This is a genomic window from Sutcliffiella tianshenii, assembly GCF_016908565.1.
Lineage (GTDB): Bacteria > Bacillota > Bacilli > Bacillales > Bacillaceae_I > Sutcliffiella_A > Sutcliffiella_A tianshenii.
The window spans coordinates 1-25,068 of record NZ_JAFBED010000008.1; the positions used below are offsets into that span (position 1 = coordinate 1).

General features: G+C 40.9%; 34 protein-coding genes and 1 riboswitch. Of the genes, 28 read left to right on the forward strand and 6 right to left on the reverse strand.

All coding sequences use genetic code 11. From position 1 onward, the window contains the following. Positions 1–509 precede the first annotated feature (509 nt). Positions 510–911, reverse strand: a complete 402-nt coding sequence (locus tag JOC95_RS16240; RefSeq protein ID WP_204418253.1) for a hypothetical protein — start codon at positions 909–911, stop codon at positions 510–512. A 74-nt stretch (positions 912–985) separates the two neighbouring features. Continuing rightward, entirely contained in the window at positions 986–1,597 is a 612-nt protein-coding gene (locus tag JOC95_RS16245) for a CPBP family intramembrane glutamic endopeptidase (RefSeq protein WP_204418254.1), read from the reverse strand. 117 nt (positions 1,598–1,714) lie between these two features. Here JOC95_RS16245 and JOC95_RS21415 point away from each other — a divergent pair, with 117 nt between their 5' ends. The 3 genes from JOC95_RS21415 (at position 1,715) to JOC95_RS16255 (ending at position 3,249) form a co-directional block, all read left to right on the forward strand. Next, positions 1,715–1,840, forward strand: coding sequence for a DUF6254 family protein (locus JOC95_RS21415; RefSeq protein WP_224838732.1), 126 nt, complete (start codon positions 1,715–1,717; stop codon positions 1,838–1,840). A gap of 168 nt (positions 1,841–2,008) precedes the next feature. After that, positions 2,009–2,773, forward strand: a complete 765-nt coding sequence (locus tag JOC95_RS16250) for a hypothetical protein (protein ID WP_204418255.1) — start codon at positions 2,009–2,011, stop codon at positions 2,771–2,773. A 17-nt stretch (positions 2,774–2,790) separates the two neighbouring features. After that, positions 2,791–3,249 carry a hypothetical protein gene (locus JOC95_RS16255; protein WP_204418256.1) on the forward strand — a complete coding sequence of 153 codons (459 nt, stop codon included), beginning with the start codon at positions 2,791–2,793 and terminating at the stop codon, positions 3,247–3,249. Between the two features lie 106 nt (positions 3,250–3,355). Here JOC95_RS16255 and JOC95_RS16260 read toward each other — a convergent pair whose 3' ends face one another. Continuing rightward, on the reverse strand, positions 3,356–4,690 hold the full coding sequence (locus JOC95_RS16260; RefSeq protein WP_204418257.1) for a DUF2254 domain-containing protein: 1,335 nt from the start codon (positions 4,688–4,690) through the stop codon (positions 3,356–3,358). Positions 4,691–4,801: 111 nt separating this feature from the next. Then, positions 4,802–4,847, forward strand: a riboswitch (PreQ1 riboswitch). Positions 4,848–4,977: 130 nt separating this feature from the next. Between JOC95_RS16260 and queC the strand changes: the two genes are divergently transcribed. From queC to JOC95_RS16295, 7 genes are all read left to right on the forward strand, one after another. Beyond that, on the forward strand, positions 4,978–5,649 hold the full coding sequence (queC, locus tag JOC95_RS16265; RefSeq protein WP_204418258.1) for a 7-cyano-7-deazaguanine synthase QueC: 672 nt from the start codon (positions 4,978–4,980) through the stop codon (positions 5,647–5,649). Continuing rightward, positions 5,646–6,092: a 6-carboxytetrahydropterin synthase QueD gene (gene queD, locus JOC95_RS16270; protein WP_204418259.1), complete on the forward strand. Its 447-nt coding sequence runs from the start codon at positions 5,646–5,648 to the stop codon at positions 6,090–6,092. Before queC ends, queD begins: the two co-directional genes overlap by 4 nt. After that, on the forward strand, positions 6,089–6,808 hold the full coding sequence (gene queE / locus JOC95_RS16275) for a 7-carboxy-7-deazaguanine synthase QueE (RefSeq protein WP_204418260.1): 720 nt from the start codon (positions 6,089–6,091) through the stop codon (positions 6,806–6,808). Before queD ends, queE begins: the two co-directional genes overlap by 4 nt. 19 nt (positions 6,809–6,827) lie before the next feature. Further along, positions 6,828–7,325, forward strand: coding sequence for a preQ(1) synthase (gene queF / locus JOC95_RS16280; RefSeq protein ID WP_204418261.1), 498 nt, complete (start codon positions 6,828–6,830; stop codon positions 7,323–7,325). Between the two features lie 94 nt (positions 7,326–7,419). Continuing rightward, positions 7,420–8,439: a DUF3231 family protein gene (locus JOC95_RS16285; protein WP_204418262.1), complete on the forward strand. Its 1,020-nt coding sequence runs from the start codon at positions 7,420–7,422 to the stop codon at positions 8,437–8,439. Between the two features lie 54 nt (positions 8,440–8,493). Next, positions 8,494–9,162, forward strand: coding sequence for an oxidoreductase (locus JOC95_RS16290; RefSeq protein ID WP_204418263.1), 669 nt, complete (start codon positions 8,494–8,496; stop codon positions 9,160–9,162). Positions 9,163–9,252: 90 nt separating this feature from the next. Further along, positions 9,253–9,567: an AbrB/MazE/SpoVT family DNA-binding domain-containing protein gene (locus JOC95_RS16295; protein WP_204418264.1), complete on the forward strand. Its 315-nt coding sequence runs from the start codon at positions 9,253–9,255 to the stop codon at positions 9,565–9,567. An 87-nt stretch (positions 9,568–9,654) separates the two neighbouring features. Here JOC95_RS16295 and JOC95_RS16300 read toward each other — a convergent pair whose 3' ends face one another. After that, positions 9,655–9,837, reverse strand: coding sequence for a YkvS family protein (locus JOC95_RS16300; RefSeq protein ID WP_204418265.1), 183 nt, complete (start codon positions 9,835–9,837; stop codon positions 9,655–9,657). 347 nt (positions 9,838–10,184) lie between these two features. On the opposite strand from JOC95_RS16300, the gene JOC95_RS16305 reads away from it, so the two are divergent. Then, a complete protein-coding gene (locus JOC95_RS16305) occupies positions 10,185–10,379 on the forward strand; it encodes a hypothetical protein (protein ID WP_204418266.1) in 195 nt (64 codons plus the stop codon). Between the two features lie 54 nt (positions 10,380–10,433). Here the strand turns inward: JOC95_RS16305 and JOC95_RS16310 are convergent, their stop codons facing one another. After that, entirely contained in the window at positions 10,434–10,907 is a 474-nt protein-coding gene (locus JOC95_RS16310) for a sigma-70 family RNA polymerase sigma factor (RefSeq protein ID WP_204418267.1), read from the reverse strand. A 206-nt stretch (positions 10,908–11,113) separates the two neighbouring features. Between JOC95_RS16310 and JOC95_RS16315 the strand changes: the two genes are divergently transcribed. From JOC95_RS16315 to JOC95_RS16350, 8 genes are all read left to right on the forward strand, one after another. Beyond that, positions 11,114–11,446, forward strand: a complete 333-nt coding sequence (locus tag JOC95_RS16315) for a hypothetical protein (protein WP_204418268.1) — start codon at positions 11,114–11,116, stop codon at positions 11,444–11,446. 245 nt (positions 11,447–11,691) lie between these two features. Next, on the forward strand, positions 11,692–13,122 hold the full coding sequence (locus JOC95_RS16320) for a spore germination protein (RefSeq protein ID WP_204418361.1): 1,431 nt from the start codon (positions 11,692–11,694) through the stop codon (positions 13,120–13,122). Between the two features lie 30 nt (positions 13,123–13,152). Then, positions 13,153–14,247 (forward strand): GerAB/ArcD/ProY family transporter, encoded by a 1,095-nt coding sequence (locus JOC95_RS16325; protein WP_338083112.1) that lies wholly within the window; start codon positions 13,153–13,155, stop codon positions 14,245–14,247. Then, complete coding sequence (locus JOC95_RS16330; RefSeq protein ID WP_204418270.1) at positions 14,234–15,307, forward strand: Ger(x)C family spore germination protein; 1,074 nt, start codon at positions 14,234–14,236, stop codon at positions 15,305–15,307. Before JOC95_RS16325 ends, JOC95_RS16330 begins: the two co-directional genes overlap by 14 nt. A gap of 63 nt (positions 15,308–15,370) precedes the next feature. After that, positions 15,371–16,333 (forward strand): nucleoside hydrolase, encoded by a 963-nt coding sequence (locus JOC95_RS16335; RefSeq protein WP_204418271.1) that lies wholly within the window; start codon positions 15,371–15,373, stop codon positions 16,331–16,333. A 122-nt stretch (positions 16,334–16,455) separates the two neighbouring features. Continuing rightward, on the forward strand, positions 16,456–16,836 hold the full coding sequence (locus JOC95_RS16340) for a heme-copper oxidase family protein (RefSeq protein WP_204418272.1): 381 nt from the start codon (positions 16,456–16,458) through the stop codon (positions 16,834–16,836). 145 nt (positions 16,837–16,981) lie between these two features. Beyond that, complete coding sequence (locus tag JOC95_RS16345; RefSeq protein ID WP_204418273.1) at positions 16,982–17,317, forward strand: TIGR04104 family putative zinc finger protein; 336 nt, start codon at positions 16,982–16,984, stop codon at positions 17,315–17,317. A gap of 14 nt (positions 17,318–17,331) precedes the next feature. After that, complete coding sequence (locus JOC95_RS16350) at positions 17,332–17,490, forward strand: hypothetical protein (RefSeq protein WP_204418274.1); 159 nt, start codon at positions 17,332–17,334, stop codon at positions 17,488–17,490. A gap of 57 nt (positions 17,491–17,547) precedes the next feature. On the opposite strand, the gene JOC95_RS16355 is transcribed toward JOC95_RS16350, so the two are convergent. Then, positions 17,548–17,703: a hypothetical protein gene (locus JOC95_RS16355; RefSeq protein ID WP_204418275.1), complete on the reverse strand. Its 156-nt coding sequence runs from the start codon at positions 17,701–17,703 to the stop codon at positions 17,548–17,550. A gap of 297 nt (positions 17,704–18,000) precedes the next feature. Here JOC95_RS16355 and JOC95_RS16360 point away from each other — a divergent pair, with 297 nt between their 5' ends. The 9 genes from JOC95_RS16360 (at position 18,001) to JOC95_RS16400 (ending at position 25,050) form a co-directional block, all read left to right on the forward strand. Further along, positions 18,001–18,780, forward strand: a complete 780-nt coding sequence (locus JOC95_RS16360) for a hypothetical protein (protein ID WP_204418276.1) — start codon at positions 18,001–18,003, stop codon at positions 18,778–18,780. After that, positions 18,777–19,157, forward strand: a complete 381-nt coding sequence (locus tag JOC95_RS16365; RefSeq protein ID WP_204418277.1) for a GntR family transcriptional regulator — start codon at positions 18,777–18,779, stop codon at positions 19,155–19,157. The genes JOC95_RS16360 and JOC95_RS16365 overlap by 4 nt, the downstream gene beginning before the upstream one ends. Next, positions 19,150–19,851, forward strand: coding sequence for an ABC transporter ATP-binding protein (locus tag JOC95_RS16370; protein ID WP_204418278.1), 702 nt, complete (start codon positions 19,150–19,152; stop codon positions 19,849–19,851). The genes JOC95_RS16365 and JOC95_RS16370 overlap by 8 nt, the downstream gene beginning before the upstream one ends. Beyond that, the gene (locus JOC95_RS16375; RefSeq protein ID WP_204418279.1) at positions 19,848–20,615 is read left to right on the forward strand and encodes a hypothetical protein; all 768 of its coding nucleotides are present in this window, start codon (positions 19,848–19,850) and stop codon (positions 20,613–20,615) included. The genes JOC95_RS16370 and JOC95_RS16375 overlap by 4 nt, the downstream gene beginning before the upstream one ends. A 20-nt stretch (positions 20,616–20,635) precedes the next feature. Next, positions 20,636–21,550 carry an ABC transporter ATP-binding protein gene (locus JOC95_RS16380; protein ID WP_204418280.1) on the forward strand — a complete coding sequence of 305 codons (915 nt, stop codon included), beginning with the start codon at positions 20,636–20,638 and terminating at the stop codon, positions 21,548–21,550. 1 nt (position 21,551) lies between these two features. Then, positions 21,552–22,508, forward strand: a complete 957-nt coding sequence (locus JOC95_RS16385) for an ABC transporter permease (RefSeq protein ID WP_204418281.1) — start codon at positions 21,552–21,554, stop codon at positions 22,506–22,508. 186 nt (positions 22,509–22,694) lie between these two features. Beyond that, complete coding sequence (locus JOC95_RS16390; protein ID WP_204418282.1) at positions 22,695–23,399, forward strand: ABC transporter ATP-binding protein; 705 nt, start codon at positions 22,695–22,697, stop codon at positions 23,397–23,399. Then, positions 23,383–24,711 carry an ABC transporter permease gene (locus JOC95_RS16395; protein WP_204418283.1) on the forward strand — a complete coding sequence of 443 codons (1,329 nt, stop codon included), beginning with the start codon at positions 23,383–23,385 and terminating at the stop codon, positions 24,709–24,711. The genes JOC95_RS16390 and JOC95_RS16395 overlap by 17 nt, the downstream gene beginning before the upstream one ends. Positions 24,712–24,810: 99 nt before the next feature. Beyond that, entirely contained in the window at positions 24,811–25,050 is a 240-nt protein-coding gene (locus tag JOC95_RS16400; protein ID WP_204418284.1) for a hypothetical protein, read from the forward strand. The last annotated feature ends 18 nt before the right edge of the window (positions 25,051–25,068 follow it).

Consider the following 25,068-nt stretch of genomic DNA (forward strand, 5'->3'; position numbering starts at 1 on the left):
AATCCAGATTAAAGCGTAAAAGTCCGATAGCTTATCGAGCTAGTTTTGAGCAAGCAGCTTAGAATATAAGTGTCCAGTTTAAAGGGTCCAGTACACTTCGCCTGTGGGGTCTCCCATGCCCTCTACGTTCCCGCAGGAGTCAAGTGACCTCCGCTACAATCAACTGAGTTTTATAAATATTATTTTCTATCAGTATTGCTTTAAAACAAAGTTCATTTGCTAATGAAATGAAAATCGATAAAAAACAATTTTTCACCCTTTGGTAAGGGATTCTTTTAAATGAGAGTCACCCCTGTTGGTTGGAGTGCAAGGTGTGAGACTCCTGCGGAAGCAGCGTGTCAAGGGAGACCCCGCAGGTGCGAAAGCACCGAGGAGGCTCCCGAGGCCGCCCGCGGAAAGCGAACACCTGGAACGGAGACCAACAGGGTGTATAATGTTGACACCTTCTCTTTAGTCCAGTCCTACGCCTAAAGCAACTTTCTTTATGAAAAGACCCTGATTTTCACTTGTCACCTTACAAACATCGCAACTATCGCAACGACTGGAATGGCTGCCATTAGAGCATTACCTACAAGAAATAGGGAATTTATCGTGCTTTTTACTTCCGGGTAGTTTGCAACCAGTTCATTTCTTTTTAGAAGATTTAAAATGGCATTGATAACGACACTGACGATGACAATGACTAACGGGATGATCAGGTCTGCGTCAGAATCAGCCAATGTCATAAATCCAAACACAATCAGTACAATCGGAAGGGCTTCAATAAATGCTACAAACATAAATAGCCTTGTTTGTATATTGGAGATGTTCTCCGGGTTCATTGCCAGACTTTCCATACTTGATCTGAGCAGTAAAGCTATTCCAAAGCATGCAACGACTGCTGCAATGACAAATAAATAAATGGCATCCATACTTTTCTTCCTCCTTAAAATGTTACTCCAAGAAATCATTTTACCTCATTCATACTGGCAGGGGAATCCAATAATTAAAAGTTCAACGGCATGACTACAAGCAACAGGATATCAAACACCAAATGGGATATGATGACCAGAAGCAGTGAACGTTTCCATTCGTAAAGTGCCCCCCAGGCAATTCCCGCAGTGAATGCAGCAGCCACTAGCATAAGATTTCCTGACCATAGATGTGCAAAAGCATAAAAGCAGGCTGAAATGAGAACACCTACAAGGCCGCTTTTCCATTTTAAAATGGCAGGTTGTATATACCCTCTCCAAAAAAACTCCTCACCCGGAATGATAATAATCACCAATAGAACGTATTGCCATAGATTTGACGGCCCCACAATCGCATACAAGCTTTTAACCTGTGACAAAAATGGAAGATCAAATTGTCCTATCAACAAATAGGCCTTCAAAAAAATAAGATATAGCAAACTGCCTGATAGCGCACCAAGGAAAATAGACTTTAATGGTGAAAGACGCTCTGTATGACCTCTATTAGAAAATTTCAGGCTGATTAAAAGAAGGAGCGTCAAAGAAAGAGGAAATAATAGCCAGAAAAATTCGTTAAAAGTAAAACTGATTCCCAATAGGATATTGGCCAATATCCATACCTGCAGGACAGATCTAAAACTACTCATTTTTAACATCCCTTTTCCTGTTATTGCATTCATTGTAGCAGAAGAACATGTCTTTAAGAATAAATGTTTTTCCATATACAAATCATAAGGACAATCTTCGAAAAGGAGCCGATTAGAATGACACAATCTAAAAGTCAGCAGGAACGTCAAAGGAAAGTACGAAAGCAATCACAAAATGAACATGGAAAAGTCAAAAGCTTCGATCAATTAGCTGATGAAGCAGGAAAGAAGAGCAATCAATAATCACTCCTCGTCTAATGGCGCATCCAAATGGGTGTGTCATTAATTTTTATGATTTTTAAAGAAATATTGAAAATAATACTTATGTACCGTTTTCAACAGCTGTTGCATAGTTGAGAAGTGTACATCGCATACTATGGGAAGAAATAACAGGTGAATGGGGTAGGCAGAATGGCAGAAAGCTACAAGAAAAAGAGATATGCTGCGATTATCAGTCCGTTTACAACGAGCATCCTTCATTACCGTAAACCTTTTGTTGTGGCGTGGTGGGCTGCTTCATTCCCCGGTTTTGGCCATTTTATGCTAAATAAATATCTGACGGCATTTATATTGATTTCCTGGGAAGTCATCATAAACAACGCTGCCCATCTGAACGAAGCTATTTATCTTTCTATGATTGGAAGGTACGGGGACGCAATGGAGGTTTTAGACCAGCGCTGGATCATCCTTTATATTTGCATGTATGTTTTCTCGATATGGGATAGCTACCGTTTGACCATAGAGATGAATAAGCATTATACGATGGCTTATCGGGATAACTATCCGATTATCATCAAAAATACAAGTTCGCTTGAAATGAATCTTGTTGATAAAAAAAGCCCGATACTCGCCTTGTTCTGGTCGCTTTTGACACCGGGACTAGGGAATTTATATGTTACAAGGATCCTTTCTGTCATATTTATCTTGACCTGGTGGCTGATCATTACATATCAGGCAAATGTATATACCGCCATCCACTATACATTAATGGGAGATTTCAGTCATGCCAGTCAATCACTTATACCTCAATGGTTTCTCTTTATTCCATCCATCTATTGTTTTGCAGCGTATGATTCCTATGTAAGTGCAGTGGAGATCAATAAACTCATTGACCGATATATGAGCAGAGAGCTGAAGGAAAAGTACCAGGACCTCGAATTTAAAATGCCATTATAGAAAAGAGTTGAATGTAATTGTACATTTTCGCAACCTTTAAATACAACATGGAAATGGAACTTACATTACGTGAATTGGAAGAGCTGGGCCTTTCAAAGGAACATTTGCTGGTCATTCCATTGGATAAGATCAAGTACCAGTCCAAGTTGATCGATTCCATGCATCGTTCGGATGGGCGAAGTTTGATGGATTTATCCGCAATATTTGGAATCATCTTTATGTTATTAGGTGTCATCTACGGATATGTCTTATATTGGGGGCCGATTCTATGGGGGCTGATCGGATTGGTTTTTGGTGTGGGATTAGGCTTTATTGTCGACTACTATATTACTAAGAAAAGTGAAAATAATATGAGGAAGCGTGGGTCGGATGCGGACTTGATTTTGATGATACGATGTGAAAAGGATAATCAGGAAAACATAGAAAGAGTCCTTTGGAATAATCTAGTTTTAGGTGTGGGTGTCCTTGAAAGATGAAGGTCCTTTTAAAATCAGGTTCCTGCATGGGTGCCTTTTTTTGTTGTGATTAATCAATACCTCTCCTTCCCTCTGTTGTCATAATGCTAGAGGAAAGGGGAGAAGGTTATTGAAATATAATATGGTTAAACTCCTTTGACTTGCCCATTGAAAACAATAATTCTTTCAAGATTTGATTAAGTCGAAGTTTCTCCATCTCCAAGTAATTTTCATTATTCATCGCTTGGAGCGAGTGCTGAGTAAATCTCCATATTGCTTCCTTTCTTGGTGCAACGGAATGGTTGGAAATGATGGTAAGTGCGTGAAATATAGATGTGACAACATCGTAATCCGACTTCCCGTACCGAATGAGAGGAGAAAATGAAATATTCAGGTATTCAAAAAAATCCGGATTACGAACAATTACCCTCAAATTTCTATTTTTATCATTAAAATATGTTGCGGGTTCAGGCATAGAACTCAGTCTAGAAAGTATGGTGCTAAGTTGCTCGATACAATGTATGGCAGTTATCGGATCATTTATGCTTGTTGAAAGAGCCCTTACTCCGATTTCTGTAACTTTTCTTATGCCAAACTCAATATCCTCCAATGGCGCACGTGAAAGGGATACAGAAATATGGTCCATGAATAACTTTTTTGAAACATCCTTTTCATTTTTATAAATGGCTATCAAAGGGGTGTCTTCGTTTACATAATCTCCTTGTTTACGCTCTACCTTTACGATACATTCGTATTTGCTACAAGTCTCTACCAATGAGGGAATATCTATATATTGGATGTATCCAGCTTTATCGCTCATATAAATAATAGGTTTCTTGGTTGAAATTTCTTCGCTTTCCCAATCATCCCATGGTGAATCTATGTGAAGATTTTCCTTACTGAGTAAACGGTCCTCCATACTATCGAGGGTTTTCACCGTTATATTGTGGAGTAGATTGCTCACTTGAATCCAGGTTGTCACATGGTGAATAAAGAACACGAAGACAATCAAGCAGAGAATGGCAATGCCAACGGCGAATGCAGGGACTAGGAATAGCTGGTTTTCCTCGGTCTCTTTTAGTAAAAGGAGTAATAGAATACAATAAATAAAACCACCAGTAAAGATACCTAACACTCTTTGAGTAGCATGGTCTGTAATGAAATTCTGCAGAGCCCTGGGGGAAAACTGCGACAGATAAGTGGTAAGCACGACAAGGATTGTGGAAAAAGTGATGGTAGTCATCGTCAATAATGATGAAGCGATTGAACTGAGTATAGTTTGGGAAAGAGATATATCTGATAACAGAATAACAGGGATCCATGTATCTCTTCCTCCTTGAGCTAATAAGATATGGTCAATAAATAAGGATAAAAATGCCAAAAATACAGAAAGTATCCCATAGAATGCTGGTAGATACAGAAAACTGCTTTTTATCCGTAAAAGCGCAGCTGATTTAGCCATTCCTTTTCCTTCTTTCCTTGATAGTAAAAGATAGTAGATTGTTATGGTGAAATATGTTATAGTAACAAAGTTAAAAAGTTAAATTGAATAAAGTCTACGCATCTTGATGCAGTAGGAGAGGTTCTAGCAAATACCCTCTATAAAAAACTAAGGACTGAACATAACTATATTCCTTAGGATATAGTTTTTTTTATTTGTTCCGATGTTATACGCTAGCCTCCATCATCAGGTAGCGTTTTTTCTGTTTTAAATAGAACAAGCACGTTATGTAAGGAGAGATTTTTATCATGAAAAGACAAGAGAAGGCAATGGTAGTATTCAGCGGCGGCCAGGATAGCACTACATGCCTACTGTGGGCAATGCGGGAATTTGCAGAAGTGGAAGCTGTCACTTTCCATTACGGTCAGCGACATGAATTGGAGATCGAGTGTGCCAAAAGTATTGCGAAAGAGCTTGGAGTAAATCACCGTGTACTTGATATGTCACTTTTGAGTCAACTGACGCCAAATGCCTTGACTCGAACGGATATAGAGATAGAGGAAAAAGAGGGGGAGCTCCCTAGTACGTTTGTGGATGGCAGAAACCTGCTATTCCTATCCTTTGCAGCAGTTGCTGCAAAACAGATGGGTGCAAAACATATTGTCACAGGAGTATGTGAAACTGATTTCAGCGGCTACCCGGACTGCAGGGATGTATTCATAAAATCGTTGAATGTCACACTCAATCTGTCCATGGACTATCCTTTTGTCATTGATACGCCATTGATGTGGCTGAACAAAGCGGAAACGTGGCAACTCGCAGATCAACTGGGTGCCCTGGACTTCGTCAGAACCAAGACCCTGACATGCTATAACGGCGTCATATCAGATGGATGTGGGGAATGCCCGGCCTGCAGGCTTCGAAAGCGTGGACTTGACGAGTATTTGGCAATAAAGGATAAAGGGGCTGTGTCCTCATGATGCAACAGATGTATCCACAGGTTTTTCATGATTTTCAATATGAATTGAATAAGGATATGCATATTGCTGCAGCACACTATATTCCCTCTGATGCGGCAGGAAAATGCAAGCAGGTCCATGGGCATACGTACTTTGTCAATGTGACGGTTGCTGGGGATGATCTTGATGAAGCGGGCTTCTTGGTAAACTTCAAAGATCTGAAGGTGCTTTTACATGATAAGTTTGACCATACCATTTTAAATGACCATCTAGATGTTTTTCGCCCGGACAACCCGGATTTCTTTCCTACCACGGAAGTAGTGGCCAGAACCATGTGGGAAACTGTCGAGAACCACCTGTCGGCACTCCCGAATAAACCGACATGCCTCCAGGTCTTTGTTCGTGAGACGCCTACCAGCTATGTAGTATATCGCCCTAAAAAGAAAAGGAAGAAAGATCAATGAGCACCAGACTACCGGTTTTAGAGATTTTTGGACCAACCGTCCAAGGGGAAGGGATGGTCATCGGAAGAAAAACAATGTTTGTACGGACAGCAGGCTGTGATTATCAATGTTCCTGGTGTGACTCCGCCTTCACTTGGGATGGCAGTGCAAAAGCTGATATCCTCCAGTTGACGCCTGAAGAAATCTGGGAACGATTGGGGAGGATTGGTGGCAGGAAATTCAACCTTGTTACCATTTCAGGGGGAAATCCGGCTCTTTTAAAAAACATGGGGGAGCTTGTGGAGCTATTACATCAAAACAATATTCAAGTTGCACTTGAGACGCAGGGCAGCAGATGGCAGGACTGGCTCTATGACATTGATGACCTGACCATTTCCCCAAAACCGCCAAGCTCCTTGATGAAAACTGATTTCAACGTGCTCGATGATATCATCTCACGGATAAAAAAAGAACAAACATCGTTAAAGGTGGTTGTATTTAATCAAGAGGATCTGGCATATGCCAAAAAAGTGCATAGCAGATATCCAGAGCTATCCTTTTTTGTCCAGGTAGGCAATGAAGACACGGCCACTGTGGATAACGATAAACTGATACAAAAACTTCTAAATCAATATGAATGGCTGATTGAAGAAGTGATGCAGGATGAGGACTTAAATAACGTAAGAGTGCTGCCCCAATTGCATACCCTTGTATGGGGAAATAAGCGTGGAGTATAGATCATAAGGAGTGTTTAATATGTCAGGAAGAAAAGACCATGAACTTGAAGGTGTGACTTTACTGGGTAATCAAGGAACAAGCTATCTATTCAACTACTCTCCGGATGTCCTGGAGACATTTGAAAACAAACACCCGAACCGGGACTATTTTGTCAAATTCAATTGCCCTGAGTTTACAAGCCTATGTCCGAAAACCAATCAACCAGATTTTGCAACCATCTACATCAGCTATATACCGGGAGAGTTGATGGTGGAAAGCAAGTCACTGAAGCTATACCTATTCAGCTTCCGCAATCACGGAGATTTTCACGAGGATTGCATGAATATCATCATGAACGACCTGATCGAGCTGATGGATCCCCGCTATATCGAGGTATGGGGTAAATTCACCCCTCGTGGCGGCATCTCAATCGATCCTTACACAAACTATGGGAAACCTGGAACAAAATATGAGGAAATGGCACAATACAGACTGATGAACCATGACCTCTATCCGGAAAAGATAGATAACCGTTGATATTACAAAGGTACAACATACTGTTGTGCCTATTTTTTTTGCTAAAAAGGAGGGAATCTGAAAATAATACATATAGAAAAAGGAGGAATGAAACATGTCACATGAAATGGTAAAGCTCTCATGTGCTGAGATCAGTACACTATGGACGTTATACCTTAATAATTCCATGTCGGTATATGTGTTAAAGTATTATCTTGAATATGTGGAAGATCCTGAAATACGTAAAGTGATTGCTGAGGCCTATGATATAGCCTCGGATAATGAACAGGAAATCAAACACGTATTTTGGAAAGAGCAATATCCATTGCCTATCGCTTTTTCTGAAAATGATCTGAACTTAAAGGCACCACGGCTATTTTCGGATACCTTCAAGTTGTTCTACGTCCTGCAAATGGCAAAAATCGGTATGGTTACATATAGTGGCTGTCTTGCATCTATATCACGGAAAGATATTCGCTCCTTGTACCAAACCTTCCTTTTAAAAACAGTCGATGTTTTTCAAAAGGTGACAGACCTTTTGCTTGAAAAAGGATTGTATGTAAAGAAGCCATATACGACTATACCTTCAAGTGCAATGATGGTCGAATCTACGAACTATTTCAGTGGAATCAATCCTTTTGTTGATAAACGGACACTTAATACAATAGAAGTCACTCATCTGAGTATGAATATTGAGACGAATCAGATAGGTATGATGCTAAGTACCGCCTTTTCCCAATCTGCGATGAATGAAGAAGTGCGGGAATATATGGTGAAAGTGAAGAGTTTGGCCAAAAATCACATACATACCTTTATTCAAACCCTGACAAAGGATGATGTGCAGGGGCCGATGTCTTCGGATTTTTCGATTACCGCTTCAACTGTGCCGCCATTTTCCGATAAACTGATGATGTTTCATATCGGTCTCATGTCAGCAGCAGGCATCGGGAATTACGCAACAGCCGCAGCTGCAAGCCAAAGAAGCGACCTTGTCATCAAATATGAAAAACTCTCATCTGAAGCGGCCTTGCTCGCAAAAGAAGGAGCTGATCTTATGGTGAAACATCGCTGGATGGAGAAGCCCCCATCCACAGCAGACCGCAACAGATTGGCTGAAAAACCTCAAGAGTTGTAGAATTTAGAAGGATTTGTTATAAAGAGAATAGAAATAGGTAGAGGAGAAATTTTTATGAATAATACAAAAAGCGCTATGATCCTTGGTTCTACAGGTTTGATCGGAAGGAATTTGACGAATGAAATTTTGGAAAATTCCGAATATAGAAGTATTTGTACCATGGTTAGAAGGCCAACTAATCTTAGTCATCCAAAGCTGAAGGAAGTGGTCATTGACTTCTCGCGACTTTCAGACAATGCCTCTGAGTTTCAAGTTGATGAAGTATTCATCTGCTTAGGCACCACACGAAAACAGGCAGGATCGAAGGGAAGTTTTAAAAAGGTCGATTATGATTACGTAGTGGAAGCAGCCATGCTTGCAAAAGCACAGGGTGTCCAAAGGATCGCCGTGGTTTCGGCAATCGGGGCAGATTCCCAATCCCGTTTTTTCTATAGCCGTATTAAAGGACAGATGGAAGAAGCGGTGAGCAGTATAGGGATACCTTCCACCTATTTCTTCCGGCCTTCCTTACTGCTTGGTGAAAGAAAGGAAGTTCGACCAGGTGAAAAAATGGGGGAATGGCTTGGCAAAGTGGTACAGCCCATATTAATCGGGAAGCTTGGAAGGTACAGATCCATCGAAGGTGAAAAGGTGGCCAAGGCAATGGTAGCATTCATGAAAAATAGTAAAAAAGGAGTACACTTTGTAGAGTCGGACCTCATACAAAAGATAGGCAGCCTATGACTAAATGTTAGTTTTTCCTCCTACATCTGCAAATTTCGTTTTCGATTTGAAATATAAGGGAATACATCTTAAAAAATAGGAGTGTATACCATGTGCCATTATAAAGAATTGCGCAGAATTCGGAAATCTGGCCATTTAACCATTCCCAAAACAATACGAGAACAGCTGGAAATTTCTGACGGAGATGTATTGATGATTATGGAAAAACCCCTTGGACTCGTGATGAAGCCGATCGAAGAACAACATGTTTTTAACGAGTCGGTAGTTTCCAATAACGGTAAAGTGAATATTCCGATAGAAATCAGACGGAACCTGAACATCAGTGAAGAAACCCATTTTACCGTTAAACTTGATATGGAAAAAAGTGCGGTTGTGGTGGATATCTTAGAGGAAGAATTGGGATAGGAGGGAAACCTCGGCTACAAAAAAGGAAGCTGCATATGGCAGCTTCCTTTTTCCTTACAGGAAAATGTAATCCAGTACCTTACCTTTTTAATATTGTCCTATGACTTTATAATTTTTGTGATTCACAACCGTCCTTTGTTCAAGCTCCAGATCACGATAGTTATTCATGTAAGTCAGATCGACTATGACGGAGTTTTCATTCACTTTTTCAACAACGCCTTGAAGTCCTTCCCTAAATTCAATAATATTCCCCACTTCTGCCTTTTTCATCTCTCTCTCTCCTTCATTTATTTATATGTTAGAAACTAAAGAATGGAAATTAATAAAGTTATTATATACAGTTTGCATTATTTTTGTAAAAACGTAAATAGTTTGAAGATAGTTTTTTCTAAATTTTCTTTAATTTTGAAGTAACACCTGTTTTGAATGGGCATATCATGTAGAGAGTAATAATTTGTGAAGAGCAAATTAACTCTAATCATATTATTCCTTATCCCCCATAGAATCCCTTCTCCCAAAAAGAAGGGGTTTTTTCTTTTCAAATGAAGTTTTTTCTGAAATAATACGATATTATAATAATGATTTGTACAGTTTATGGACGAAAGCGGGGAAAAGTCATGAATGAAGAGTTAGCAGCAGAGATTCTTGATAAATTGAAAAATGGAGAACTTCATCAGTATCTGGTTACAAAAGAAGAATTCATGGAGTTCCGAAAAGTGCTCGTCTCAAGAAACGACTTTAAGCATTTCAGGGGAATTGCAAAGCATAATGGAGAAGTAGTCTACCAATACATGCAAGAAGCCAGAAGCTGATACTTAATCTGCTGGGATGACAGCGGATCAAAAAAACCATTGTCATCCCCCCTACTAGTACACCATTTTTTTAATATTTCTTAAAGCTCCCCTTCTCCAGGATTTCACTGCGCTTGCCGTCGATCCTGTCTCCCTGGCAATTTCCTCTATTTTCTTATTATTTATGATATATTCTACTAGCCATTTCCTTTGATTTTCTGTAAGATTCTGAGTGTAGGCTTCCAGGTCTTCCCTGATGGTGGATTCATGGTAAGGGATAGAAGCCAGTCTAGTTTCATCGGAAGGTTCTTCTGCCGATGAAAACCTGATTTCTTTTTTTAGGTAATTAAGCAATTTCCCCCGAATGGTGGAATATGCATAGGAAGTAAATGCACCTTTTTCCGCTTTAAAAGTAACGGTAGCTTCCCAAAGGGCAATCATTCCTTCCTGCAGATAATATTCTTGATTTTTATAGATGTGAAGCGAATGGATAATGTGATGAATCATGGGAGTATATTGCTCCAGTACTTCCTCAAAGGGTTCCTTCATGATAGCGATCCTTTTGAAAAGCCGGCTTTTCATTATTCCGCGGTACTTACAATGTAAGAGGTTTTTATTTGTTCTGCACATGTCGGAACAAATGATTATTGTATAGTAAAAAAGCTAGTATATTAAGTTTTCAAATGTGTTATCTGGGATATGGAGGTTACCTGCAATGAAATACAATGAATCTAGTAGAAAAAGGGGTAATGGCCATGGATTATAAAAAGGAAAATGAACATAAGCTGACGAACCAAGCGATGTATTTATGGAAGAATAATCAGGAAAAGACGGTCCAGGGATTCTTATTGTTCCCGGAAAATATTCCTGATATCCAGTACATAAAAAAGCTCCTCCGTCATATTTATATGGCAAAAGAGACGATTAAGATGTCGATTTGGTTTGAAGGAGATGTTATACAGATTACAGGACGCATCCAATCATTTCGATATAAAGCTAACAGGCTGACGATAAAAGATACAGATAAAAACATTTACCATATCAGAATTTTTGATGTTGTGGAGATTATCAGGCGTCCACAAAAATAATAGGCGTTAAAAATGAAGAGTCCTTTTGGGGCTCTTTTTTTTGTTGGAAGCATTTAAGAACTCGGTAATGGATTTTCTTGTATATTAAGGCGCTTTCTAGGAAAAATAACATATACAAAATGCTGTGAGGAGGATTTAGATTGAAGAATATTTTTAACAAGCTCTTTAAAACAAAAACTAGATCTAAATCTAAATCCGATTCAGGACTTGTAGAAAATTTGTCCGTAATTGAATTATTAGAACAAATGCATAAATCTGTGGACTTTCTGAGATTTACATGCCACACAGAGGATGGCAGGAAAAAAATCTGGGTGAATTACTATTACACTTTGATTGATACGGATTTCCTGCACAGAGATATTCTTCATACGATAACAACCAGACCTTGGAATAGTCTAGAGGATCTAAAGGATCTTCTTCCAATAGAAATAGTGACCATTTCGAAGGATGCGAATGAAATCAGGGGAAAACTCCTTTCTGGCTTCATGTACCTGCAGCTTCATGAACATGATCAGATTGGATTGCTGGTAAGGTCGGAGTTTGTTCAGACCCGTGCTGTTTCCTTACCGGAGGTTGAGTTCAGTGTAATCGGGCCAAAGGAGTCATTTGTTGAAAATATAGATTCAAACTTGAACCTTATCCGAAGAAGATTGAAAACACCTATGTTAACTGTCGAACAGAAACAATTAGGAACGATTTCCAGAACAAAAATAGCCATCATGTATATTGATGGCATTACAAACAAAGATAATGTAGACACCGTCAAAGAGCGGCTGTCAGAAGTGCAGTACGACCATATTAATGATAGTTCGTATATTACTCAGTTAATCTCTGACAATGCAAATACAATATTTCCACTGCTTTTGGATACAGAAAGGCCTGACCGTGTTACTTCCGCTTTAGTTGAAGGGAAAGTCGTCATCATGGTGGACGGGTCCCCGCATGGACTGATCGGCCCAACTACACTAGTAGAGTTCTTCTCCTCTTTTGAGGATTATTACTTAAGCTATTGGCTGTCATCCTTCTTCCGGTTGATCCGTCTTTTCGGAGTTGCCTTCTCCATCTTGGTGACCCCGGTCTATGTTGCCGTATTGACTTACCATTATGAGCTTATACCAAAAGATCTGCTTAGCACGTTGATTTCTTCAAGAAGAGAGGTACCATTGCCGCCAATACTCGAGGCGATCTTTTTGGAATTGACCATCGAATTACTAAGGGAAGCCGGAGCCCGACTACCGACAAAGGTCGGTCAGACAATCGGTATCGTAGGCGGGATCGTAATCGGGACCGCGTCGGTTGAAGCAGGTCTTACGAGTAATGTGCTACTCATCATCGTAGCCTTGGCAGCACTTGCTTCCTTTACCACGCCGGTCTACAAGATGGGTAATACCATCCGTCTATTAAGATTCCCGTTTTTATTGTTTGCGGAGCTATGGGGATTGCTTGGTATAGTTTTTTGCTTTTCCATCCTGGCTACCCATCTTTTAAGATTAACCTCTCTGAACAAGCCATACTTGGAGCCGATCTATCCTCCGAGAGTCCAAGATATGAAAGATGCTTTATTGCGCTTTCCTTTTTCTTTTCAAACCAAACGTCCTGAACAATTAAGGACCCAGAAAGCAGAGCGGATGACAATGAAGAAGAAGCGGAAAACAAAGGATATAGATGGCGAATAGCCAATGAAGGGAGGCAGTACATTGCAACAGGTGCCAAAAAAGTTCCAGGTTTCACCTTTTTTAGTGTTTTTTCTGATTCATAGCACACAGTTTGGGGTGGGGGCACTAGGCTTCCAGCGAATCATTGCAATGGCTGCCGGTTATGATGCCTGGATAGGGATTATTATATTTGGGCTATACACAAACTCCATCATCTATTTCATCTATAAAATTTGTGAAAAAAGTAACGGGGATTTGGCCAGCGCACACAAATTGGCATTCGGAAAATGGATTGGGAACCTTTTTAATCTGTTTTTTGTCGTTTATTTTATCTTTACGACCGTGACCGTACTTAGAACCTATATTGAAGTGATCCAGGTTTGGCTGTTCCCCGATTTTAAGACTTGGTTGTTTTCCTTGTTTTTCCTGCTTCTCGTCTATTACATCATTACAGGAGGTTTCAGGGTGATTACCGGAATTGCCTTCCTTGGAGTCGTTCTTCCTTCCTATCTCGTATTGACACTGATACTCCCTTTGGAATATGCCAATTTCAGGAATTTGCTGCCTATCTTTGATCACCCAATCAAAGATATCCTGATTTCGGGTAAGGATATGACCTTGAGCATGCTGGGGTTCGAAACCCTGCTTATTTTCTACCCATTTATCAGCACTCCTGAGAAATCAAAAAAATGGGCACACCTGGGGGTTTTTGCCACTTCGCTGCTTTATCTGTTCCTTACCATTGTGACTTTTGCCTATTTCAGTGAAGGAAAGCTTGCGAAAAACATCTGGGCAACACTTTCAATCTGGAAAATCATTGAACTGCCTTTCGTTGAGCGGATGGAGTATATAGGGATAGCAAATTGGTGCTTGATCATCCTTCCCAACGTATGTATATTTCTTTGGTGTTCGAGCCGCTTGGCTAAAAGGATCTTCCATACGAAACACAGAACCACACTCATCATCATAACCATATTCGTTTTTTGCATCATGCAGTTGTTTGAAGACAGAAAACTCATAAACGATTTGAACAGTTACTTGGGTGAGATTGGATTTTACATGGGATATGTTTATATTCCTGTGCTGTTTGCCTTCGTTTCTTTTGCAAGATGGAGAAAGGAGAGGAAAACAAATGCTTCTGCGTAAATGTTGTTATATTATTTTCCTTCTGTTTCTCCTGACAGGCTGCCTTGAAAAAGAGATAGTCGATGATATCAATATTGAGAGTGTGGAAGGATTCGATCTATTGGAAGGGGATGATGTCATGGGGACTTTCGTGATCCCCATCTATCAGGCTGACAAATCCATCTCAAATGAAACATTTTCTGCCGTAGCCAATATGAATAAGGATCTGTTAAGAGAACTGCAGAAGAAATCCTCTGCTCCAATTGTGAACGGTAGCTTGGAGCTTGTGTTATTTAACAAGGAACTAGCTGAAAAAGGAATCATAAAATTGATAGATGCCCTGCAAAGGGATTCAAGTATCGGGACTGGTCTATATCTGTCGATTGTGGATGGAGAGGTAAAGAAAATCCTGGAAGGGAATTTTGGAACAGAAGGAACTGGAAGATATTTATCCGGCCTCATCAAACATAATATAGAACGGCGAGATGTGCCGACAACCAATTTGCATATCTTTCTGTCAGACTTTTATCAAGAAGGAGTGGACCCGAATCTTCCCTTACTAAAACTAGTCGATGATAAGGTGATGATCACTGGAGTCGTAGTGATGAAAAAGGGGAAGCTGTCAGTTATCGTTCCAAATAAACAGCTTTTTTATTTTAAATTCCTGGTCGATGAGCATACCGATGGGGCAACAGCAATTAAATTGCCTGATAAAGAAGAATATGTTTCCTTGAGGAGCATCAAGACGAAAAGGGATATCAAGGTGAAGTGGAAAAACGGAGAACCGGAATTCCATGTTCATCTTAAAATGGATGGACTAATAAGGGAATATTCCGGAGGCAAAGTCGACCCTAAGAAACTAAAAGAGTTCCAAAAAGTGTTCGAAGAAGATCTAATACGGCAATCAACCGAATTGATAGCTACCTTTCAAAAAGAAAAAGTTGATCCGATAGGCTTCGGTTATGAAGCCAAATCCCGCAAGCGTGGGTTTGATATGAAAAAATGGGAAGAGCAATACCCGAATGTGAAAATCAAAGTGACTTCTAAGGTGAGAATAATCGGAACCGGTATTACAGAGTAATGCAATATCCAGGATCGGCAGAATATACTAGAGAAAACCCAATCAATCAAGGGAGAGAAGATAATGCCGCAAAAAGTATTGTTATTCTGTGATCCGGGCATAGATGATTCCTTGGCCATCATCTACGGGATCTTAAGTAAGAAGATTGAATTGGTCGGCATCGTGACCAGCTATGGAAATGTCAATCAAGAACAGGCCTCACAGAACGTCGCATATTTATTGGAATTGGCCAACAGGAAAGATGTCGTTCTGATCGGTGGCGCAAAAGGACCGTTATCTGGGGAGTTTACACCATTCTATCCCGAGATACACGGGGAGGAAGGACTTGGCCCGATACGACCGCCAGCAACCATTAAAGGGGAATTGCTTAACTTCGATACGGTTTTTAAAATAATTGAAAAGTATGGGAAGGAACTGCTCATTGTCGATGTGGGGAGAAGTACCTCCCTTGCCTTGGCATTTAATCTGGCCGGGGAGGAGATCATGAATTCTGTCAAAGGCTATTATCTGATGGGTGGGGCTTTTTTAGTTCCCGGCAATGTAACGCCAGGCGCAGAGGCAAACTTCTATGGGGATCAGCTTGCTGCTGCCATTGTGACGGGTAAAGTGAAGAACGGGGTTGTTTATCCACTGAATGTGACCAATGATGCAATCATTACACCGGAGATCATCAACCTTATTGTGGCAACTGAAAATAATCCATATCAGCCCCTGATTAAATCCATTTTCGATTATTATTTCGAGGCATACCAGAAGCTTGTCCCAGGCATTAAGGGCAGTCCCCTCCATGATGTCCTTACCTTATTTGCCATCTCAACTCCAGAAGCTTTTAAATATGTTGAACGAAAGATTTACATCGGTACAGAAGAAAATGATCTGCGGGGGGTGACCATAGCCGACTTCAGGCCAAAGCCAGACATTAAACCCGGGGAAAATAAGGTAGCAATCGCCATGGAGGTTGATGTCCAGGCATTTATTGAAGATTTTATCAGGGTGATGACCAATAAAATTCCAACCGGAGAATGATAGTTTATCAGATATATATACCTAAAATATACAACAAATGGTAAATGATTGGTTCTAAAGTATTGAATTCTGCGTAATATTAGGTGTAGGTAATTACCTTTAATAGGAATGGGGGACAAGGAATGGGAATCAGGTTAATCAAGATTTCAGCGGTATATTTTTTGATCGGCGTTGGTATTGGTTACTATATGTCCACGGTGCACGATTATAGCCTTACGCCTGTTCATGCTCACATCAATCTCCTGGGCTGGGGCACCTTGACGCTTGCAGGCATCATTTATCATTTATTCCCTTCAGTCGGAAAAACCAAGCTTGCCCTGGGCCACTTCTGGTTGCATAACATAGGCTTGCCATTGATGATGATCGGTTTGGCATTCGCAGTCCATGGGAATGATTCCTACCTGATTGCAACGATCATCGGGGCAAATGTAACTGTCTTAGGTGTCCTTTTGTTTGTGATAAACATACTAAAAAACTTGAAACAGCCTGTAGAGGCAGAATGATGACAAGAGGGATTGACAGCAGCCACAGCTGGTAATCCCTCTTTTTATTCCTATTTTCAGATAATTATATATTACTTTTTTCATAGATTTGTTATGATGAAAGTAGTTAGAATATTACATATGATTTTTTTAAGGAGTAGTAAAAATGCCATTTCAACGATGTATAAGCTGCAAAGAAAAAATATCCTATTCGGAAAAACTGGCTTCAATTTTCTTCGGATATCGTCCAATAACCTGCAAAGCGTGCGGGACGGTCCATGAAGTGGATGAGCGATACCGTTTTTTATTTTCTTTATATACAGTCATGATACCGGTAATACTGGTTTATCTGCTTACAGCGATCTTCGGAATCGGGTCAAGGCTGGCTCAGGTATCAATGGTATTGCTTTTTGCAAGCATCAGTGTTTTTTATGCGGGGAAACGAATAAACTATCATAAAAGCAAGGTAGAACCTATAAAAAAGAGAATCAGTAAGCGATAATTAGGGGGAAAAGAATGGAATATGTCTTTTATGCTGTGATTACTGTCATTGTCATCTACATCCCGATGTTCTATCGGCTAAACCGCACCCTCAGAAAGCTCGAAGACAGAATAGTCGATCTGGAAACAAAATGGGAAACCAGAAACGTTGTTCCACTTCAGAAAAAGAAGTGATTTTTTCATAAGAAAACGAGAGGCGCTCCAAATGGAGATCCTCTCGTTTTTTTGTTTTCAAACCTGATTCAGTACCCAGATTAAAAAGGTTGCAACAATAGCCAGTGAAAGTGCATGAAGAACGAATGAACTGATAAATTCTTTTGCGAGTACTAAATAATGAAATTGGCTTCTAGATTTGTTGCGGACAATTCTTCTTCCTCTTGTATCCATCACTTCACTCCCAAACACATGAAGAAATTAGTAATTTTATTATACAAAATATTCTAATAAATTTTAAGCTATTATAGAGAAATTTGTAAAAAAAACTAAATTTATGTACATCCTTGTCAGTATTTATTTTGAATTTCTGACGTAATTATTTTATCGGCATAATATTTTCTATGTTTAGATAAAAAACCAGAAAATATATTTGCAGAAGCCTATTGACGTTGAGAATTGACTTAGTGTACTATCTAACTAGAACACGGTGTATGAATTCATTAGTACACTAGTATTTTGGGAGGGGTTATGATGAATGCTGCATTCATGGGATTGATAAGGAAGGAATGGTTGATTTCCAGGCTGAGTTTTATGCTTATTACCCTTGGGCTGCTAAGTGTGTGGTTGATATCACTTGGTTTTACCATCTACCATGGGCAACCTGGAATCGGGCTTGTGGTGACGACAATGATACTTGGCGGGCATATTTTTTATATCGCCATCTTTCTGTTAAGCGGGTTGATCATGGAAGGGAAGACACAGCTGTGGCTGCATTCTCCTCAATCAGCTTATAAAATCCTGTTAGGCAAAATAGTGACAGGGGTGTATATGCATCTTGCGAGCTTCAGTATCTTTATACTGGCAACTATCGTACTATTCGAAGCTTTTCCGACTCTCGAAGATTTCAACTACCTCTCTTTGTTTGTCTCTGGAGGGTTTGGGATAACAGCAATCGGGATCGAATTGGGCCTCTATCTGCTATTTTATTGGGCTTTCTACCATGCAACAGGCACCCATCCGGTACTAGGCAAATATAAAGCGCTCATTACTCTATCATTCGCGTTTCTCTTGCATTCCCTTCTCGCTTATCTTGGAGACACTTCTGTCGTGAATTTCATTTCAGGTTTATGGCCTTTGCCATTTGAAAATATCGTCGGTCTTTATTTTGAAATCGCTAATGGGGGAGGAACCATCAATCCTGACAGCATTCCATTGACCATCGGCTATTTACTTCTTTATTTGTTCAGAATTTCAATATGGTTTTTAATTTCTGTTTGGCTCTTGGAGAAGGTGGTGGAAGTGAAATGAGTAATAAATATGATGCGGATAAACCGATTTATCTTCAAATCATCGACAGGATAAGCAGGGAAATCGTCCGCGGGGACATTAAGCCTGGAGATAAACTGCCATCTGTCAGGGAAATGGCGATTCAATCCGGGGTCAATCCAAATACGATTCAACGAACCTATAGTGAATTGGAGAGGATGGAAGTCGTGGAAACCAAAAGGGGACAGGGAACGTTTGTGACAGAGAATCTGGGGATGGTGGTGCAATTGAAGAAATCGATGCAGGCAAGTGTTGTGGAGAACTTTGTCAAAAGTATGAGGGAAATTGGTGTAGTGGAAAAGGAAATCATCAATAGTGTGGAAGAATTCTTGTCCAAGGGGGAAGGGAAGAATGATTAGATTTGATAATGTCACAAAAAAGTTCGGTAAAGATTATGCGGTAAAGGAAGCAAACCTTGTTTTGGAACAGGGGAAAATAATCGGTCTTCTCGGCCCAAATGGCAGCGGGAAATCTACTAGCCTCAAGTTGATGGCAGGACTTGCGAAACCGAATGTTGGGGAGGTCACGGTGAACGGTGAAGTTGCCACACGCAGAGTCGCAAAAACAGTTGCATACCTGACAGAACTGGATTTCTATTATGAACCGTTTACTGTAGAGGACATGATCAAATATTATGCCTCACAGTTTGAAGACTTCCGGATGGATAAAGCAAAAGAGCTGCTGCAATTCATGAAACTCGAACCGGGTAAGAAAATCAAACAACTCTCCAAAGGTAATAGGGGAAGGCTGAAGCTTGTCCTGGCACTTGCACGGGAAGCGGAATATATTTTACTGGATGAGCCTTTTTCAGGCCTCGATGTGATGGTAAGGGACTCGATCGTGAAAGGGCTTCTCACCTTTGTGGACTTCGGAAAACAGACAATCGTGATTGCCACACATGAGATTGATGAAATCGAACCTTTATTGGATGAAGTAATTTTAATAAAAAATGGAAACTTTTTAGCCAAGGAAAACGTAGAACATATCAGGGAAGTGGAAGGGCTGTCCGTCAAGGAATGGATGATCCGTTCATTTGAGGAGAAGCTGGCATGATGCGGATGAAAGGGTTGTTATGGAAGGACTGGAAGCTGGCAAAGAAAACCTTCTTGCAGAATATTGCGGTGATATGTGTGGCATGGAGTTTAGGCATCGGTTTAGCACTCTACTATGAAGAACCCATGGTAGCAACGGGGATAGGTATGTTCCTTCTAATCACTCATTTATTATATATGGGTGTAGGGTTACCGATCCTGATCCATCAAGAAACGAAAACCATGCTCTGGCTACACAGTCCTTGTTCAGCCTTTGCTTTATTATCCAGTAAATTTCTTGTATCTTTTTTGACCTTATTATTATCCCTATCCTTTATATTTATCCTGGTCTCTTTATCGAATGCTTTATTGGAGACGCCTGTATGGATGGATGGTGAAAAGTGGTGGGAGTTGGCCTTTTTATTTGCCGGAATTACACTTGTGAGCGTCTACCTTGGTTTTTGGGGGTTGTTCATCTGGGTGCTAAACGTCAGTGTCCGGGCAAAAAGTATCATTGGTAAAATAATCCAAGTTATTATTGGTTTATCCATATTTCCGATTTTCCATATACATCAGTGGTCAGCAGAAACGAGGCTGATTACACACATTTCGGAGATAGGGAAATTACCGATGCCAACTTTTGAATCTCAATTTGAAAATGATAATTTTACTTTTGGGATGACGATGGGAGAGCTGTCAATCGGTTATTTAGGCTTTTATGCCACGATTTGTGCAGTATTATTTGTCATTTCTGCACTCTGGATGGAAAAGAAAATGGAAATGTAATGTAAGGAGGGGGAAAAGTGATGAACGAAGTAGCAGTTAAGCTAACGAATGTAAGCAAGGAAATCAAAGGGAAACAAATCATCAAAGGAGTTTCCTTTGAGGTGTACAAAGGGGAAGTGTTCGGATTCCTTGGACCGAATGGAGCTGGTAAAACCACGACCATCCGGATGATGGTGGGATTGATGGGTATTACATCAGGTGATATTTTCATAGAAGGGGCAAGCATAAAGACCGACTATGAAAAGGCGGTCAGTCAAGTTGGAGCCATCGTCGAAAATCCTGAAATGTACAAATTCCTGACAGGATACCAGAACCTGATGCAGTATGCGCGCATGGTGCCCGGGGTAACCGAAGACCGCTTAGCGGAAGTGATTGAATTGGTGGGGTTGACAGACCGCATCAAGGAAAAGGTGAAAACCTATTCCCTGGGAATGAGACAGCGCTTAGGAATAGCCCAGGCATTGCTGCATAAGCCTAAGGTACTGATTCTGGATGAACCGACCAACGGGCTGGACCCTGCAGGCATCAGGGAAATCCGTGATTATCTGAGAAAACTTGCTCGCGTTGAACAGATGGCCATTGTTGTCTCAAGCCATCTTTTATCGGAAATGGAATTGATGTGTGACAGGATCGGCATCATACAGCAAGGGGAACTCCTTGATATCCAAAGCGTCCGTGACTTTATCCAGGATGGGGTTTCCTCCTATCAATTTAAAGTTGCACAGATGGATGCGGCAAGGGAGATCCTCGATTCAGCCGGTTTGACAGTAACAGAGGTGGAAGGCACCCTGCAGGTGGTCCTTGAAAAAGAAAGAGTACCGGAAATAGTTGCAAGTATGGTAGCTAACAAGATTGCCATTTTTGAAGTGAAAGAAGTGACAAAAACCCTCGAAGATAAATTCCTGGAAAAAACGTCACAGAAGCGGGGTGCATAGGATGATAAAGCTTGTACAAAACGAATTAATCAAATGGTTCCGCCGTCCAAGTTTTTATGTAATGAGCATCATTCTGATCGGACTATCCGTTATCGGAGTGGTATTTACAATCATGATGGGTTCCATGATGGATGACCCGAATCAAGGCGGGGGACAACAGCTTGGCTGGAAAGAGCAGCTTCAACAGGATAACGAAAACTATAAAATGACGATGGAAAGCGAACCCGAAGGTGATTACGGTTACTTGGAGCGCCGATATGCTATCAATGAGTACCGCATCCAGAATGATCTGGAGCCTACCACTGAAAATTCCGTTTGGACATACGTCAGCGACAATCTCGGGTTAACGAGCATCATCACACTTTTCGTTGTGATCATCGCTGGTGGCACAATTGCAAGTGAATTCACATGGGGCACCATCAAGCTACTCATGATCCGCCCAATAAAAAGAAGCAGGATCCTAATAGCGAAATACCTGTCGGTTCTGGTGTTCATGGTGATCTTTTTCTCTATTTTCTTCGTAACATCATTTATCGCAGGAGCCATCGCATTCGGCATGGAAAGTGCACCTGAGCTATTATATATGAACGGGGAAGTGTTCGAACTGCATCCGTTTTTCTATATCATGATTAAACTGCTTTTGAGTTCACTTGGTGTCATTATGTTCGCTACCATTGCCTTCATGATTTCAAGTGTTTTCCGCAACAATTCCCTGGCAATTGGGATTTCACTGTTCCTCCTTTTCACAGGGGCACAGATCACCCAATTGGTCGGAATGAAATTCGAATGGGCGAAATATTCCCCATTTGCAAACACCAACTTCAACGCCATCATCGACGGCATGCCAATCGTGTCCGGGACCACATTCTGGTTTTCGATAGTGATGTATCTAATTTACTTTGTACTGCTGCATGTGATAAGCTTCTTTACTTTTGTGAAGAGGGATATTGCGGCATAGGAACTAATCATAAGCCACCTTTTTCTATTATGAAAGAGGTGGTTTTTTTGTGTGCGACTGTATTTTCAAATTAAGTAATCTTCCATTCTCCAATTAAAATCCCTCCAACCCAAAACCTTTCCACCACCTATTTCGTTTAAACCTATGTATCGATACAAAATACAAAAGAATAGGTGATTGGTAGCTATGATTAAAGTGAGCGGTCTTTCCCATGATTTTATTGTGGGGAAGAAAAATAAAGAGACGCGGGTGTCGGTCCTGAAAAATATCGATTTGTCCATATATGAAGGGGAGATTGTATCCATCATAGGAAAGAGCGGATCGGGCAAGTCGACATTGTTGAACCTGATGAGCGGATTTATGAAGCCATCGTCCGGTACGGTTGAAATTGCAGGCACGGATGTGACGAAGTTCAATGAATCGGAATGGTCTGATTTCCGCCTGGAGAATATCGGCTTCATTTTTCAAAGCTTTCAGCTGATTCCAAGTATGAGCGCGTTTAGCAATGTGGAATTGCCCCTGAAGATAAAAGGAGTACCAAAAAAAGATAGAAAAGCACGTGTGCTTGAAGTATTGGCCCGGGTTGGCTTAAAGGGATACGAGGAATATTATCCAAGTGAACTTTCAGGAGGACAGCAGCAGAGGGTTGGTATTGCCAGGGCGCTTATTACGAATCCAGGCATCATTTTTGCAGATGAGCCGACGGGGAGCCTTGACAGTGAGACGGAGCAGGAATTCCTGCAATTCATTCAGGAGTTGAACAAAAAGGAAGGTATCACCTTTATCATCATCACACATGACAAAGATGTCGCACGTATAGCGCATCGCACCATTGAACTGGCAGAGGGCTCTGTCATGGAAAGAGGAGAATTGTATGAAGTTCAAAGATAAGCATCAATTTGTACGTGAAAATATGAAAAAGAACCGAAGCCGTGTTTTCATGACTATACTCGCAACCGCAATGGGATGTGCCTTCTTGATGGTTTTGGCTTCCGTAGGTTTTGGATTGCAGGAAACAATCATAAAGGATGTCACGCAGAACGGTGTGGTAACAGAGGTCGAGGTCAGCGGGAAAAGTAATGGGGAAAATCCTGAAACAAGCGCAGGGATGACCCAAACTGACGTTGAATACTTCGAAGGAATGGAAAATGTTAATACGGTTGTTCGCCGCAAGCAGCTGAACAACTGGGAATCCTTCTATACATTGGGGGACTACTCAAGCCATGCCGAAACAAGGGTCGTCGACTATCCGTCTGAGAAAAAAGCGGGATTTTCCTTGTCTGAAGGGCGTATGCCAGAGTCACCTGATGAAGTGGTGGTAGGCTATCATTTAAAGGAAACGTTCGGCAAGGAAGTGGACGGCCAATATCAGGAATATCAGGATGAACTGATCGGAAAAGAAATTACCTTATCGATCCCGCAGTTTTTTGATGAGAAAAAAGAGACGAAGGAATTCACGCTTACGATTGTCGGGATTGCAGATGAGCCTGCCAATAAAAACAACTACCAGAATTTCGTCAATATCCAAGAAGAAAAAATGCAGGAGATTGAGGATTTTACCGGGACTGCGTATGGGACATTGATCGACCCTTCCATGCCGGAGGAGGCGAAAGAGGAATTGAAAAACCAGGAATCCACTTATTCCTATCTAGGGGTATATGCAACAGATATGGAACATGTCCAAGCGATATTGGATAAGGCGAGAGAGGATGGTTATTATGCATATTCGCCACTTGAACAGCTGAAGGAAATCAATCTATTGTTTGCAGTTTTGAAAGTGGGTCTCTTATTTGTTGGAACAATTGCTGTCATCATCGCATCGATTGGGATATTCAATACGATGAGCATGGCAGTCACCGAACGGACCCAGGATATTGGAATCATGAAGGCGATTGGCGGCAGCCCGAAAATGATCAAAAGCCTGTTTCTTATGGAAAGCGCCTATATTGGCGTCATCGGGGCACTAATCGGGACAGTTGCTTCCTATCTGATCAGCTATGGTGTCAATCTGGCTTTGCCACTTGTCATCAAGATGATGTTCAACGAAGAAATGGGTACAAAGGTCATGCTCTCGTACATACCTTGGTCCTTGACTGCAATTTGCGTAGGGATCAGTCTTGTGGTAGCTATCCTTTCGGGGTTGAAGCCGGCTGCGAAGGCAACGAGGATCGATGTACTGAAGGCATTAAGAAGGGACATATAAAACTTAGATGCTGCCTCCTGATGGATAGGCAGTTTTCTTATGTTCATAATGTGGTATAGAAATAATGGAGTAATCGCTTAAAATAAGTAGGTGATCGTGATGAAGCTTTTGAATGTATCCTATATGAAAAAAGGCAGGATGATCGGCTTTTTCGATAAATTTCCTCATTCCAAGGTACTTTTCTCGAGAGTGAAGAAATACTATTTTGTCTCCACAGTATATTGGGACGAAAGGGATCAGGTCGTAACCCGTGCAGACCTTGAAAAGATGGAACTGCTCTTAAACAACTATTTTGGCACGGAAGCCTACTATAAAAACCGCAAAGCAATGTCCGACTGATGGACAAAAAATAGGTCA